The following is a 15,083-nucleotide window of genomic DNA, read 5'->3' on the forward strand; positions in this document are numbered from 1 at the left end:
TTATCTGGCAGATCTTATATATGCAAATATATACTCAAATCCAGAATATAGTGTTAATGCTACGGCAAACCATAAAAGTGCATTGGCAAAAGGCCACTGCATGATCAAAAATCCAATGGCTATCATCTGAAATACCGTTTTTACCTTGCCTGCCATTGAGGCGGCGAAATTTAGTCCCTCTGCAGCTATCACTACTCTAAAACCTGTTATAAAAAATTCTCTTATAAGTATCAGATATATAGCCCAAGGATTGGCTCTATCCATCATCATAAGCCCTAAAAATGCGGCTAAGGTTAGCATCTTATCGGCCAAAGGATCTATTATGGCGCCAAGCTTTGTTTTTTGATTCCAAGCTCTTGCGATATATCCGTCAAAAAAATCTGTCACGCTGGCTATTGCAAAAATTAGTCCCGCAAAATAGTTTATCCAGCTAATATGGATATTTTCAAAATGAGTATTTGTATTTACAAGGATATAAAACATAGCAGGCGCCAGTAAAATGCGTAAAAACGCAAGGATATTCGGTAAATTTAAACTCATTTAAATGTTGTTCCGCCATCTATTATAAATGTATGACCGGTTATCCAGCTAGCCTTGCTTGAGCATAAAAACAGGCAAGCTCCGGCCAGATCCGTAGGCTGACCTATACGATTTAACGGGCTTAGCTTAGCTGTCATATCTCTTACTTCTTCATAGTTTGTAAAGGCTCTTAAAGCATCCGTTTCGATAGGACCTCCGCTTACTATGTTTACTCTAATGTTTTTTTCTCCAAGCTCTGTTGCGGCGTATCTTGCCATAGCTTCAACAGCAGCCTTTGAGGCTCCGTGACCTGCGTAGTTTTCTATATATACTAAATTTCCGGTTGAACTAAGCGAGATAATACTACCACCGCCGATTTTTTCCATTCTCTTGGCGGCCTCTTGAGCTCCTACCACAAAGGCATTTACAGTAGCGGTAAAGATATTATTTATACCTCTTGGTCGAAGTTTCATAAATTTAGTATATCCACCAACTACGGCACGCCCTGAAATAATCGCATTTGATATAAAAAAGTCCACTCTATCAAAATCGGCATCTATAAGCTCGAAAAGATCCTTATATGTTTCTGGTTCAAGTATATTTAAAGAGTAGGCGCGCGCCTTTATTTTGAACTTATCCTCAAGCCCTTTGGCTTGCGTTTTGGCTAGTTCCTCATTTGAGTTATAAGTAAAAGCAATATTTGCTCCAACCTCTGCAAACTGCTCTACTATCGCCCTTCCTATACCCCTTGTCCCACCGCTTATTACTAAGGTTTTACCTTTAAATTCGTTTTTAAAATCCATTAAAATCCTTTTATCTCATACTGCTTCATAGTCTCTTCTATCTTTTTGAAATTCTCTTTGCTAGGTTCGCAAAGCGGCAGCCTATACTCTAGACTTGGAAGTAGTCCCGCTATATACATAGCCGCCTTTATAGGTATTGGATTGCTCTCGCAAAACAACATCTTATTGATATTATAAAGCTTATCATTGATAGCCTTTGCCTTGATATACTCTTCATCAAGAGCCAGATGCGTAAGCTCTGAAATTTTATCAGGAAGCAGGTTTGAGGTTACTGATATGACACCCTTCCCACCATTTGAAAGGATAGGGTAGTTTATAGCATCCTCTCCGCTTATAACGACCAAATTTGGCTCATGAGCAAGCAAATCTACGCATCTATCGATACTTCCGCTCGCCTCTTTTACGCCAAATATATTTTCACAGTCATTAAAAAGTCTAAAAATCGTGCAAGGTAGTATATCCACACCTACACGACCCGGGACGTTATATAAAAGAACCGGAATTTCAACACTTGAGGCTATTGTTTTATAGTGTTGATATAGTCCTTCTTGGGTAGGTTTATTGTAATACGGCGCAACCGAAAGGATGCCGTCAGCTCCATGAGCTTGGGCAAATTGAGCAAGTCCAACCGCCTCATGAGTAGCGTTACTGCCGGCGCCGGCAAGCACTTTTACATTCGTATTTTTGCATGTCTTTACGGCTATTTCTATACAAATTCTATGTTCATCATGGGTTAGAGTGGCACTCTCTCCGGTAGTTCCCACAGGCACTACTGCGTCTATTCCGTTTTGAATTTGCCTTATAATAAGTTTTTCATAACTTTCTTCATCTAATTTACCGTTTTTAAAAGGTGTTATAAGAGCGGTCATTGCGCCCTTTAGAATCTTTTTCATTTTTGATCCTTTCTTAAAATAACTGTAGTAGAAGCCCTATCGGTAAAGTATTTTTTAGAAATTTCATTAATATCTTTACCCTTTAGATTTTCTATCTTCTCTTGAAGCTCAAAAAGAGGTTTTATGTCGCCCTTGATAAGAAAATCCCCATATAAATTCGCAACTCTTGAAGCGCTACCAAAAGAGTGTATGAAGTCCGATTTTATGCTATTTTTTATCTTTGTTAGCTCATCTTGATTTATATTTTCTTTTTTAATATTTTCTAAAATCTGATGTATCTCTTTTTCCACCAATTCAGCTTTTACTCCGGGATTGCAAACCGCTATTATTATAAAAAGACCTTCGTCGATATTATCCATATTGTAAGCATAAATTTGATTTACTAAACATTTTTCATCAACTAAAATCCTATGCATTACTGAGCTTTTACCACTACTTAAATACTCGCTTATAGCGCCTAACGCCACCTGATCTTGATGGTTAAACGGCGGGGCTTTAAAGGCAATCGCGATCATCTCCACTTCGCTCTCTTTATAAATTTCAACCCTCTTTGCTCCATTTTGAACAGGTTCTACGCAGTGAATATTTGGAATATCCTTTGAGTTTTTAATCTCTTCAAAGTGCTTTTTACCAAGCTCGAATGCCGTTTTTTTATCTATATCTCCGCTGATTAATAGTATCGCATTTTTAGGCTGATAAAAGATAGAATGAAATTCTTTTATATCTTCAATTGTCCAGTTTTTAATATCCTCTATAAAACCTATCGGCGTCCAATGGTATGGATGATAGGTAAAGGCTGTATTAAAGAGAGTGAAGTACAAAAAACCTATAGGGTTATTATCTGTACGCCAAAGCCTCTCTTCTAAAACAACATTTCGCTCAGGCTGAAATTCCTTGTCTTTAAGGCTTAAATTCGCCATTATATCAGCGTATAATCCTAGCGATTTGTCTAAATTTTGCTTTGAGCACTTAACAAAATAGTGAGTATAATCAAAGCCTGTGCTTGCGTTATTTATACCGCCAAAACCCTTGACTATCTTGTCGAACTCTCCAGCTTTTAGATTTTTGGTAGATTTGAAATTTAGGTGCTCTAGCATATGAGCTATTCCACTTTTTCCCATTACTTCGTTTCTTGATCCTACCTTGTAAAAAAGATCGATACTGATTACATTTGAGCCTTTATTTACCGGAATGTGATAAATTCCAAACCCGTTTTTAAGTTTAATTTTTGAATATTTTAAAAGCATATTTTTTCCTTATTTTCCTATATCTATTCCCACGGCTTCGCTAATATTTGCGAATCCGTCTCTTTCAAGCAGCTCTAAGAGCTCTAAATTAATATACCTACAAACAGCAGGACCTCTAAATATAAAAGCGGTGTAAATTTGAACCAAATTTGCGCCCATTCTAATACGCCTATAAGCCTCTTCGCCGCTATCTATACCGCCACTTGCGATTAATACGGTTTTACCAAACAATTCATCAGCTACGATCTTAAAGAGGCGTCGAGATTTTTCAGTAATCACTTTACCGCTTAGTCCGCCAAAATTTTGTAAATTTTGTGATTTACTAAGGCTATAATCAACGCTTGTATTGTTTATGATAACCCCGCTTGCACCACCTTCGACTGCTGTTTTACAAATTTCAACTGCTTTTTCATCGTCCATATCTGGTGCAATCTTAAAAATAATAGGTTTTGTAGTTATAGAAGTTAGCCTGTTAAAAAGCTCCTTCACGAACTCTACATTTTGCAGATCACGCAGGTTTAGCGTATTTGGAGAAGAGATGTTTATAACAAAAGCATCACAAATATCGCTAAATTCTTTAGTTAAATTTTCATAATCTTCAAGTGCGTTTTCATTTGGAGTTACTTTATTTTTGCCTATATTTGCAAAAAGAGGTATGACAAAAGGGTATAGTTTTTGAACTCTTTTTGCTATTTTTTTTGCCCCCTCATTGTTAAAACCCATTGCATTTTGGATACTCTCTTCTTCTACAAGCCTAAAAAGACGAGGTTTTTTATTTCCGCTTTGGGGCTTGGGAGTCAAGGTCCCAAACTCTATATGACCAAATCCAAGTGCCGTTAGCGGTTTTAGCATAGTAGCGTTTTTATCAAATCCTCCAGCGATTCCTATAGGATTATTAAAAACCAAATTAAATAAATTTTGCTGAAGTCTAGCATCATTTACGACACATTTATTGGCAACAAAACTCATTGAACCCGGAAATATCTTATCTGCATAGACCATCGTACACTCCGCTATCGCGTGTGCAGTTTCTGGTTGAAATTTAAAAAAAATAGTTTTTAAATTATTATAATTCAAGATCTTTCCTTTAAATTTTCGCTGATTTTATCAAAACAGAGCTTAAATTAGCGATTTTTATTACCTTTACAACTATCCTATCTTAGGCAAAGAGCCTTTTAGCTTTTGATAAATTTCACAGCCTTGACTAAGCTCTTCATCATTGCCAAATCCTACTACTTTACCACCGTTTATAACGGCTATTTTATCGGCATTTTGAACCGTACTTAGACGGTGGGCTATGACGATAATTATCTTCTCGTGTTGTAAATTTGATATCGCCTTTGTGATCTCTTTTTCACTCTCGTTATCAAGAGCCGATGTAGCCTCGTCAAATATCAAAATTTGCGGATCTTTATATAAAGCCCTTGCGATAGCTATCCTTTGGCGCTGACCTCCGGAAAGATTGGTGCCAAACTCATTTAAAATCGTATTAATCCCATCTTCAAGCGCACAAACAAATTCATAAGCATTAGCCATCCTTAAGGCTTTTATCACAGCTTCCTCATCAAATTCTCTTCCGTAAGCTACGTTATTTGCAATCGTATCGTTAAATATATATACGCGCTGAGTAACAAGGCCGATATTATCCCTCAAAGATCTTATATCAAATTCTCTTATATTTGTTTCGTTTATTAAAATTTCTCCGCTATTTGCATCATAAAACCTCATCAGCAAATTTACGATTGAACTTTTGCCTCCTCCGCTTGAGCCTACAAGTGCTATCATTTGAGATTTTAAAGCGGTCAAATTTATACCTTTTAATATCTCTTTATCTGCATAATTTAGTCTCACATCTTTAAATTTAACCGACTCTATAACCAAAGGAATCTCTTTATCTCCACTTTTTATAGATGGGGTTTTGTCAAGTAACTCAAATGTCCTCTCTGCGGCAGCTACGGCATCTTGAACCTTGTTATAAAGCTTTGAGATTCTTTTAACCGGAGTATATAGCATAAAAAGTGCGGTCAAAAACGAAAAGAAGCTTCCCATGGTGATTTGTCCGTCAATGACCTCTTTGCCACCTATTATTACAACCGCGGCAACACCTATGCTGCCGATAACCTCCATTATCGGACTTACGGATTCATCTATTTTGACGCTTTTTAAATTTAGCTTAAAAAATTTATTGTTTTCGTCTATAAACCTGCCATGTTCGTATTTTTGAGCATTATTTGCCTTAATTATCTCAATATTTGTAAAAATTTCACTAAGCCTAGAGCTAATATCAGAAGTCTTCTCTTGCGCCGCTTTTGATAGTTTTTTCATCTTTTTTGCAAGTAAAGAGAGCGGATATATCGCTACAGGAAGCACTATAAGAGCAAAAAAAGCAAGCTGAGCGCTTTGATATATGACAACGCATAACAGCCCCACTATAGTAATACTCTCTCTTATCATCTCAGGAATCATTGAGGAAACTATGCTTCTTATGCGCTCTATGTCATTGATATTTCGGCTTATAAGCTCTCCTGTACGAAAGTCGTTAAAGAATTTCATATCTAAATTTAACAAATTTCCAAGTAGCTTCTCTCTAAATCTACGCACTACGTCTTGTCCTATAAAAGCCGTAAAATAAGCTTGCAGAAAAGTTCCAAGACCCTTTAAAAAGTATATCGCGACTATGGCGTATGGCAATAGATATAATAACTCTTTGTTTTTGTCTATAAAAATTTTATTTAATACCGGCTCTATAACCCAGGCTGATGCCGCAGTGCCTCCACTGGCTAAAAGCATACCGGTTATGGCTAAGGCAAATTGCGGGATATAGTCTTTAAAGTATGGTGTAAACCGTCTAAACACGTCCTTTAAACTCATAGATTTCATACTTTTTCCCACATAGTGCCACTTGGAGTATCCATAATGGCTATTTGCATAGAGGCAAGCTTCTCTCTAATCTCATCCGCTTTAGTGTAATCTTTTAGCTTTTTGGCTTCATTTCGCTCTTCTATTAAACCTTTTATCTTTGTTTTTTCCTCATCGCTTACGCCAAACTGAAAATACTCATATACATCGATTTGTAAAATCCCAAGCACTCTGGCTATTAGCTCTAAATTTGCTAAAATTTCACCTTTTTGAGATTTATCTTTTGGATTTTGATCTAAATTTTCGTTTGCTGTTTTTACAAATTCATCTATTGCAGCAAGCGCTTTGGAAGTATTTAAATCGTCTCTCATGGCATTTAGAAACTCTTCTTTAAACTCTTTGTTTTCTTTTCCTAAATTTGAGTCTATAACTCGTTTTTTGAGCCTATAAATCTTATCAAGCCTCTTTTTGCTAGCCGATAAATCCTCATCAGAATAGTTAAAATGAGCTCTATAATGAGAGCTAAGCAGATAAAATCTCAAAACCTCACCTAGATTTTGCTTTAAAGCATCTTTAACAAAGAAGCTATTTCCAAGACTTTTACTCATCTTTTCATCGTTTACTTTAATAAATCCGTTGTGCATCCAGTATTTTGCCAGGGTTTTTTGCTCGCCGCATCTGCACTGTGCGGCCTCGTTTTCATGATGCGGGAATAGTAGATCTATACCTCCTGCGTGTATATCTATTTCATAATCTTGTCCGCTTGAAAGATATTTTTTTATCATTGCCACACACTCGGTATGCCAGCCCGGACGACCTCTGCCAAATGGACTTTCGTACCATTTTTCATCAAATTTCCATAGTACAAAATCCTCTTCATTTCTTTTATCGATATTTGACTCAACTCTGGCGATATTTTGATCGCTCTTAGCTTTTCCGCTTAGGCTTAGATACTCGTTATCTTGAGCAGTGTCAAAGTAAATTCCGTCCCCTTCTATCTCGTAGGCGATATTTTTGTTTTTTAGATTTAAAATATACTCTATTATAGCATCAAGACACTCGGTAGCCTTTGGCTCTATATCGGCTTCAAACACGTTTAAAGCTCGCATATCATCTTTATAGCTTTTAATATATCTATTGGTGATAGATTCTAAGCTCTCACCGGTTTCATCCATCTTTTTTAAAATTTTATCATCGATGTCGGTAAAGTTTTTTACAAATTTAACATCAAATTTAAGCTCTATCAATACTCTTCTAAGCAGATCAAAGCTAATAGCGCTTTTAGCGTGCCCAAGATGCGAATCATCATATACTGTTGGTCCGCATACGTAAATTCTAACCTTTCCGGTTTCAATAGGCTCAAAATTTAACTTTTGTTTTTTTACACTATCAAAAATTTGCATCTATAAATTTCCTTAAAAATATTAAAATGATCATTTCTATGACCAAAATAATAGCCATAATTCCTAATCTTTTAAAGCTGATTATAGCCAAAAATCTTTTAGTCCCAAAGGCTCGTATGGTTAGTATAAGCAGTATAAAACCTCCCATTGAGCTAGCCAATGCTAATCCGAAAGCTCCATAATATTTCATTAAAATAACTGCCAATATTAAGTTTATCACCAAAGTTATTACCGCTATTTTAGAAGTGGTTTTTTGCTGCATTTTTGCATGAAGCCATTTTGAAAAAATTTTAGCCAAACCAAACGGCACAAGTCCTATCATATAAGCCTTTAACACAAGAGCGGTATTGGCCGTATCTTGCTCATTAAACTGACCTCTTTCAAAGAGTAGCTTTATAATAGGATCTGCCAATATAAAGCCTCCTATTGCCGCACCAAAAAGCAGAAAAAATAAAGTTTCAAACCCTTTATTCATAAATTTTAGAGCCTCTTTTTCGTTGCCGGCTTTTAGATTTCTTGCTATTTTCGGGAAAAGTGCAGTAGAAAGAGCTATGGCAAAGACCGCAAGTGGAAGCTGAAAGATACGGTTGGCGTAGAATAGATAGCTAATGCTTCCGTATACTAAAAAACTAGCCAACCAAGTATCCATAAAAGAGCTTATTTGTATTGCGGATGAACCAAATAAACCATGATAAAAATTAGTAAAAAAGCCCTTTGTATCAGCTCTTTTTCCTTTGACAAATTTAATCATTCCTCCAAAAAATATCTTTGACATAGAGGTAAGATAAAGCGCTATCAAATGAGATATTACCTGCAAAATTCCCCCCGCAACCACTCCGAAGCTCAGATAATAAGCGACAATTTTAGGCTCTTTGCCTTGAGCTAAAATAAGTGCAAATATCATGGCTATATTTAAAAGTGCGGTTGAAAATGCAGTTGTGATAAAGTGTTGTCTATACTGAAGCAAGGTAGCAATAAATGTGACTACGTAAATTAACCCAAGATAATAAAAATTTATCTTTACCAAAGGAACAGCTTGAGAGATTTGACTCTCGTTTAAACCCGTTGCGATAATTTTTGTAAATTGAGGAGCAAATAGATTGACTAGTAATGTCAAAATCATTACAAAAGATAAAAATTTTAAAAAAATTTCAGCAGAAAATACGCTTTTGTTTTTAGAGTGAGTGAAATTTGGCAATAATGCATCTCCAAATGCTCCTTCTGCAAAAATTCTGCGAAATAGATTTGGAATTTTAAAAGCTATAAAAAATATATCACTATAAATTCCTGCACCAAGAGTAGAAGCCGTCATCACATCTCTGAAAAATCCTAAGACTCGAGACACCATAATGCCGGCACTATTTGAAAAAAAGCCTCTTATAAACATAAATTTCCATTTTGATATTGTTGCTGAAATAATATTTAAATTTATATTTAAAAAACGTAAAACTAGACCCTATAAACTAGTTTTAATTAAATTTTAGAGAAAATAGACAAATTTAAAAATAAGAAATTTGAGAGAATGTTGGGTGGAAAATAGTCAAAAAGAGCCAATTTGCCTTGATCCTATTGCAATGGACACTATAAATCCTTATAGTGAAATTCCTGTTTTAGCTAGAAATTTTAATGTCGATAGCAAATTTATAGATTTTAAAATTTTATCGATTGTTACAGAATATAAGTTAATAGGTGATAGTGAAAGTAAGATATTAGAAGATGTCGAACTTGATATTTTTGACGACGATACATTCTATGTAAATCAAGTTGAAAACATAAAACAAAGCTATAAGGTAGAATTTTTTGACACAAGAAGAAAAAAACAAAATTTACTACCGGATATCTCCATAAGTGCCAATAAAAATCTGACCAAGATAGTAGCTACAGTTTTTAAAAGCAGTGACGTAGTTTATTTTAAAGAATTTGAAAATAAAGTAACTGAATTTATCTATAAAAAATTAATTAAAGTTGGAATTTTAGTAGGAATTAGAAATAAGGCTATGAAAAGCGAACTAAGCAAAATTTCATCGTTTTTAAGAGTAAAAGAGATAATAGATAAAGACTATACCTTTGTAGTAACTTCCGGCGTAGATAAAAAAGACTCTATCGATGATTCTATTATATATCATTATAAAAATAAGATTCAAAAGACAGATGATAGTGACAGAATAAACTACGCCAATCGCGGCTATCTGCTTGGAGTGGCCCAAGGCGAGCTTATAATAGAATATCAAAAGCCTGTTTTAGGTGAATCAGGACGTGATGCAAGAGGTGCTTTATTGCCTGTGACGGAGCCTAAAACGACTGTTGTAAAGATGATAGAGCATAGCGATGAGATAGAAGAGAGGGTGGATGACTCTGGTATAAAATATTATTCCAAAAAAGCAGGGTATGTTTACGATCAAAAAAATATATTTGATATCAAAGAAGAGCTTGATGTAAACGAGATCTCCTTTAGAGCAACCGGATCTATAGATACGGGACTTGATAATAATGTTGTCTTAAACGTAAAAGAAAAAGATGTTACAAAAGATGCCATAGGCGAGGGAATGAGTGTTGAAGCCAATGAGATAAACATAGAGGGTAATGTCGCTCAAAACGCCGTAATAAAAGCAAATAAGGTAAAAATTGGCGGACAAACTCACGCAAAAGCTCATATAGAGGCTAAAGAGGCTAAAATAGCCGTGCATATAGGAAGCTTTGATGGAGATTACGTTGAGATAGATCGTCTTGAGAATGGAAGAGTTAAGGCAAAAACAGCGAAAATAAAATCTGTTCTTGGCGGTGAAATAATAGCTGAAAAATTAGAGATAGGAGTGCTGGCTTCAAATTCAAATATAATCATAGCCGACACCCTCGAAATAAGGCAGCTTAAGGGCATAAACAATAAAATTCTAGTAGATTTTAGCATGGTAAAAAATACTGGCGAAACTATAAATAAAAATTTACAAAAAATAAAAGAGATTAGAGAGCAGATAGTAAAAATACCCAAACAGCTTGAAGCCAAAAAGTGTATTATAGAAGAAAATAAGGGTCCTATCAACATCATAAAAGAGAAGATGGAAGAGTTTAGGGTTGCTAAAAATTCTCCTCCTGTAACATTCATAAAAAAACTTAAAGAGTATCAGCAATTGGTTCATGAATACAACAATCTTTTAAGTGAATTTGAAGAAAAAAAATCCAAAATAACAGATCTAAAAGATGAAATTCAGGCTATTCAGGATGGAATTTTTAATTCAAAGGTTATAAATTATAGTAACTGGCGTGAATTTAATGAGATAAAATTTAAGTTAGTAGATCCTCCAAGAGAGATATCTTATGTAACTAGAGAAAATGAAATAGCAAGAGTTTTAACAATTAAAAAAGTAGAAAATGAAAACGGAGAGATCGATTACGTAATTAGGAAAAACAACAACATAAGAAAGGCCTAAATAGTTGTTTTTTGGTCTTAAATTTAAAAGCGATTTTTACGAATGTTTGGCTCAAGACGATGGATCCCTTGAGATAAATTTAAAAAATTCTTGGGATTTTAAATTAAAAAGAGATATTTTAAATCAAATTTCAGCCATTTTATTATCCAAAAAATTTAAAAGAATTATCTTAAATTTTGCAGAAATTACCGAGCTTGACTATGCTGCGGCTCTATTTATAAGCTCAGCTGTTAAAAAATCGGATAAAAAATATGAGCTTATAAATTTACGCAGTAGTCATGAGAAAATTTTTACATCAATCAAAAAAGAGTTGTCAATGGCTGTTAAAAAAGACACTCTTGCTCCTGCAAAGAAAATTATCAATATAAAAAATACAAAAAATTTTCTTTATGAAATAGGGGAAAAAATAGGTGAATTTTACTTTGGAGCAGTTCTGTTTTTTACTTTTTTGGGTGAATTTTTAGTTAAATTTATAAAAACTATCTTTATACCAAAGACCCTTAGAATCAAAGAAATTTTAGCTCATTTTGAAAATGCCGCTATCAAGTCAGCGTTTATAGTCTGCCTCACTTCTTTTTTGGTGGGTATAGTTTTAGCTTATCAGGGAGCTAATTTATTAGAGCAGTTTGGCGCAAGTATAATCATAGTCGAGATGATGGGTATGTTAACTCTTAGAGAGATAGCACCTTTGATTGCTGCCATAGTTATCGCCGGACGCCTAGCATCAAGCTATACCGCGCAGATTGGCGTGATGAAGATAACAGAAGAGATAGATGCTATGAAAACTATGGGGTTTGATCCCTTTAAATTTTTAGTCTTGCCAAGAGTTATTGCTCTAATTTTTGCTATGCCTATAATTGTATTTTTAGCCGATTTGATAGGGCTTTTGGGCGAAATGGTAGTATGTCAGACATATCTTGATATTAGTTTTGGCGATTATTTGGCGAGGTTTAAGCAAGAGGTAGAGATAAGACACTTTTACGTGGGTCTTTTTAAAGCTCCTTTTTTTGGTATGGTTATAGCATTTATAGGGTGTTGGCGAGGATTTGCAGTTGGCGGAAATACTCAAAGCGTAGGCAAATATACAACCATAAGCGTAGTAAATGCAATATTTGGAGTAATAATGACAGACGCGTTATTTTCTATAATATTTACTCAGCTTGAGGTCTAAGATGATAATAAAAGCTACCGATATAACTACTAAATTTAATGATCGAATTATACATGACAAGGTTAGCTTTTATGTCAAAGAGGGTGAAATTTACGGACTTTTAGGTGGTAGCGGTAGCGGTAAATCCACACTTATGAAAACAATGATATACTTAAAGGAGCCAAGCGAGGGCAGAATAGAGATGCTTGGAGAAGATCTATGGTCTATAAGAGAGGTAAAAAGACAAGAGATAAGGCAAAAATGCGGAGTGATGTTTCAGTTTGGAGCGCTTTATACCTCGATGAATGTGCTTGAAAACATCTATATCCTACTAAAAGAGTATAGTAATATGAGCGAAAAATCGATGAAAGAGATAGCGATGTTTTGGCTACTTAAAGTAGGCTTGAAACCAGATACAGCTCTACTTTACCCAAGCGAACTAAGCGGTGGTATGAAAAAACGTGTCGCTATGGCAAGAGCTCTTGTATTAAGCCCCAAAATTCTATTTTTAGACGAGCCAAATAGCGGACTTGATCCGATGAGTGCAAGGGCTTTTGATGAGCTGGTTTTAGAGCTTAGAGATACTCTTAGTCTAACAGTTGTGATGGTAACGCATGATATAGACAGTATCCAAAGCATATTAGATAGATTTTTAATACTTGAAAATAAAAAGATAGCCTTTGAGGGAAATTTAAACGAGCTTAAAAGCTTTGAAAACAATCCTCTTGAAGAGCTCTTTAGGGCAAGGAAAATTTAGATGGAAAATAAGATAAACTATACTCTTATAGGGCTATTTTTTGTCATAGTCGTGTCTATCGCCGCCGGCTTTATATGGTGGATGATAAGCTATGGAAATAATAAGAACGAATACAGATCATACTACATACTTACAAATGACCTTCCAAACGGGATCAAAAAGGATTCTACTGTTAAATTTATAGGGGTTGATGCGGGAATAGTAAAAGATATTAAATTTGCAAGCCAAAAAGATGCACAAATAGAGATTGAATTATGGGTTGCCAAAGGGCTTCCTGTTAAAAAAGATAGCACTGTAGTGGCAGAGATTCAAGGAATAACAGGCATAAGCTATCTAAATATACAAAGAGGATCACAAAATAGTCCTATATTTAGTGATAGCGAAAAGCCTTATATTACTCTTGAAGAGAGTTTGTTTCAAAAAATAGGCGGAAAGGCTAGTAGCTTAACAGAAAATATCGATAGAACGCTTGCAAATATAAATAAAGTTTTAAACGAAGAGAATACTAAAAAAATATCTTCCATTTTAAAATCCATTGATGAGCTTGCGGCTAACTTAAATAATATTAGTGCAAATACCGATATAAATGGTTCTTTGGAAAATCTAAACAATACTCTTTTGGAGTTTCAAATCTTGGCCAAAAACGGCTCTAAGACACTTGAAAATATCAACTCATTTTCTAATAATTTTTCCAATCTGGCAATTAAGCTAGAAAATTTACAAAGAATCATGGAAGAAAAGATAAAAAGCGGAGAGTATGATATAAAAGATATTTTAAGCTCATTTTCACAAGAGGCTATAACTACATTTTTAGAATTTCAAAAGACTCTGAAAGAATTTAGGCAGACTCTTTTTAGGCTGGAGGATAAGCCTTACGAATTTTTCTTTAAAGACCCTCAAGACAAGGATAAAAAATGAGAAATTTGGCTATTTTTGTTTTTTCTATATTTATGGCAGGTTGCTCAATAATAGCAAAACCGGCGCCATCTATTGAATATTTTATGCTTGGCAACAATAGCTTTAGTAAGTGTGAAGGTAAAGATAAAATTTTAGTTTTTGTAGAGCAAACTAAAGTTATTAGCATGTTTGATTCAAGAAATATAATTAAAATTAACAGCAAAGGGCAAGTAGAGACTATCAAGGGAGTCAAATGGATAACGACACCAAGCGATATGATATATAAGAATTTTCTTGCCACAATAAATAGTAGTTGCGAGCTTGACGCTAACTTTGATAGAAGAAATTTAGTTCTAAAAACAAATCTAATTACACTTCAAACTGATGAAAAAGAGGCTACTATTAGCCTAGGATTTACTATTTTAAAAGATGAAAAAAATTTAAACAGCTCTATTATAACGTCAAAAAGAACTATTGATGGCAATAATCCGCAAGATGCAATAAGTGCACTAAATTTAGCTATGGATGATATAGTAAGTAAAATTTTAAACGAACTTAAGGAATACAGATGATAAAAGCAATCGAAGGCGTAATAACCAAAAAAGAGCCTGCATACCTGCTACTTAAAACCGCAAGCGGCGTGACATACGGCATATCCATATCGCTTTTTTGCTCGGCAAAGCTTGAAAAAGGCGAAAAAATAGAGCTTAACATCACGCAAATCATCAGAGAAGACGCAAATTTACTCTACGGATTTTTAGACGCAAGCGAGCAAAGGATGTTTGAGATGCTCATCAAACTAAACGGCATAGGCGCAAGCACGGCTATGGCGGTATGCTCCAGCCTAAATCCAAACGCCTTTACTAACGCGATCATAAATGGCGATGCGGACGCTCTTAAATCAGTTCCCGGCATCGGTGTAAAAACCGCAAGGCGTATCATAGCCGAACTAAGCGACGCCAAACTAGTAGCCGATGAGGCGATGCCAAGCCACCAGCACGAGGCGGTCTTGGCACTTGAGAGTCTTGGATTTAAGCGAGATAAGATATCTAAAGCGCTTTCAACCTGCACGGCAACTAACGTAAGCGAGCTTATCAAAGAAGCTCTTAAAAAACTCGGATAAAGGA

Annotated in this window: 14 protein-coding genes; 6 read left to right on the plus strand and 8 right to left on the minus strand. The window is 35.0% G+C overall.

Translation table 11 applies throughout. The features are described from left to right. The 8 genes from pgsA to murJ all read right to left on the minus strand — a co-directional run bounded on the left by pgsA (position 1) and on the right by murJ (position 9,111). Positions 1 to 540, minus strand: a complete 540-nt coding sequence (gene pgsA / locus CDOMF_RS05320; protein ID WP_260953090.1) for a CDP-diacylglycerol--glycerol-3-phosphate 3-phosphatidyltransferase — start codon at positions 538 to 540, stop codon at positions 1 to 3. Continuing rightward, complete coding sequence (locus CDOMF_RS05325) at positions 537 to 1,322, minus strand: enoyl-ACP reductase (protein WP_260953091.1); 786 nt, start codon at positions 1,320 to 1,322, stop codon at positions 537 to 539. The genes pgsA and CDOMF_RS05325 overlap by 4 nt, the downstream gene beginning before the upstream one ends. Then, on the minus strand, positions 1,322 to 2,215 hold the full coding sequence (dapA, locus tag CDOMF_RS05330) for a 4-hydroxy-tetrahydrodipicolinate synthase (RefSeq protein WP_260953092.1): 894 nt from the start codon (positions 2,213 to 2,215) through the stop codon (positions 1,322 to 1,324). The genes CDOMF_RS05325 and dapA overlap by 1 nt, the downstream gene beginning before the upstream one ends. Continuing rightward, positions 2,212 to 3,462 (minus strand): M16 family metallopeptidase, encoded by a 1,251-nt coding sequence (locus CDOMF_RS05335; RefSeq protein ID WP_260953093.1) that lies wholly within the window; start codon positions 3,460 to 3,462, stop codon positions 2,212 to 2,214. Before CDOMF_RS05335 ends, dapA begins: the two co-directional genes overlap by 4 nt. 9 nt (positions 3,463 to 3,471) lie before the next feature. Continuing rightward, a complete protein-coding gene (locus tag CDOMF_RS05340) occupies positions 3,472 to 4,539 on the minus strand; it encodes a quinone-dependent dihydroorotate dehydrogenase (RefSeq protein WP_260953095.1) in 1,068 nt (355 codons plus the stop codon). Between the two features lie 72 nt (positions 4,540 to 4,611). Continuing rightward, entirely contained in the window at positions 4,612 to 6,342 is a 1,731-nt protein-coding gene (locus CDOMF_RS05345) for an ABC transporter ATP-binding protein (protein ID WP_260953097.1), read from the minus strand. Then, on the minus strand, positions 6,339 to 7,724 hold the full coding sequence (gene cysS / locus CDOMF_RS05350) for a cysteine--tRNA ligase (RefSeq protein WP_260953098.1): 1,386 nt from the start codon (positions 7,722 to 7,724) through the stop codon (positions 6,339 to 6,341). The genes CDOMF_RS05345 and cysS overlap by 4 nt, the downstream gene beginning before the upstream one ends. Beyond that, positions 7,711 to 9,111, minus strand: coding sequence for a murein biosynthesis integral membrane protein MurJ (murJ, locus tag CDOMF_RS05355; RefSeq protein WP_260953100.1), 1,401 nt, complete (start codon positions 9,109 to 9,111; stop codon positions 7,711 to 7,713). Before murJ ends, cysS begins: the two co-directional genes overlap by 14 nt. 142 nt (positions 9,112 to 9,253) lie before the next feature. Here murJ and CDOMF_RS05360 point away from each other — a divergent pair, with 142 nt between their 5' ends. From CDOMF_RS05360 to ruvA, 6 genes are read left to right on the plus strand one after another with little or no spacing between them, the layout of a single operon-like run. Next, positions 9,254 to 11,152, plus strand: a complete 1,899-nt coding sequence (locus CDOMF_RS05360; RefSeq protein ID WP_260953101.1) for a FapA family protein — start codon at positions 9,254 to 9,256, stop codon at positions 11,150 to 11,152. Between the two features lie 4 nt (positions 11,153 to 11,156). Beyond that, the gene (locus CDOMF_RS05365; protein WP_260951053.1) at positions 11,157 to 12,323 is read left to right on the plus strand and encodes an MlaE family ABC transporter permease; all 1,167 of its coding nucleotides are present in this window, start codon (positions 11,157 to 11,159) and stop codon (positions 12,321 to 12,323) included. 1 nt (position 12,324) lies between these two features. Continuing rightward, complete coding sequence (locus tag CDOMF_RS05370) at positions 12,325 to 13,059, plus strand: ABC transporter ATP-binding protein (protein ID WP_260951054.1); 735 nt, start codon at positions 12,325 to 12,327, stop codon at positions 13,057 to 13,059. Then, positions 13,060 to 13,977, plus strand: coding sequence for an MlaD family protein (locus CDOMF_RS05375; protein ID WP_260951055.1), 918 nt, complete (start codon positions 13,060 to 13,062; stop codon positions 13,975 to 13,977). Further along, positions 13,974 to 14,528, plus strand: coding sequence for a hypothetical protein (locus CDOMF_RS05380; RefSeq protein WP_260951056.1), 555 nt, complete (start codon positions 13,974 to 13,976; stop codon positions 14,526 to 14,528). The genes CDOMF_RS05375 and CDOMF_RS05380 overlap by 4 nt, the downstream gene beginning before the upstream one ends. Continuing rightward, positions 14,525 to 15,079: a Holliday junction branch migration protein RuvA gene (ruvA, locus tag CDOMF_RS05385; RefSeq protein ID WP_260951057.1), complete on the plus strand. Its 555-nt coding sequence runs from the start codon at positions 14,525 to 14,527 to the stop codon at positions 15,077 to 15,079. The genes CDOMF_RS05380 and ruvA overlap by 4 nt, the downstream gene beginning before the upstream one ends. Positions 15,080 to 15,083 lie beyond the last annotated feature (4 nt).

This window comes from Campylobacter sp. RM16187, from assembly GCF_025319965.1.
Lineage (GTDB): Bacteria > Campylobacterota > Campylobacteria > Campylobacterales > Campylobacteraceae > Campylobacter_A.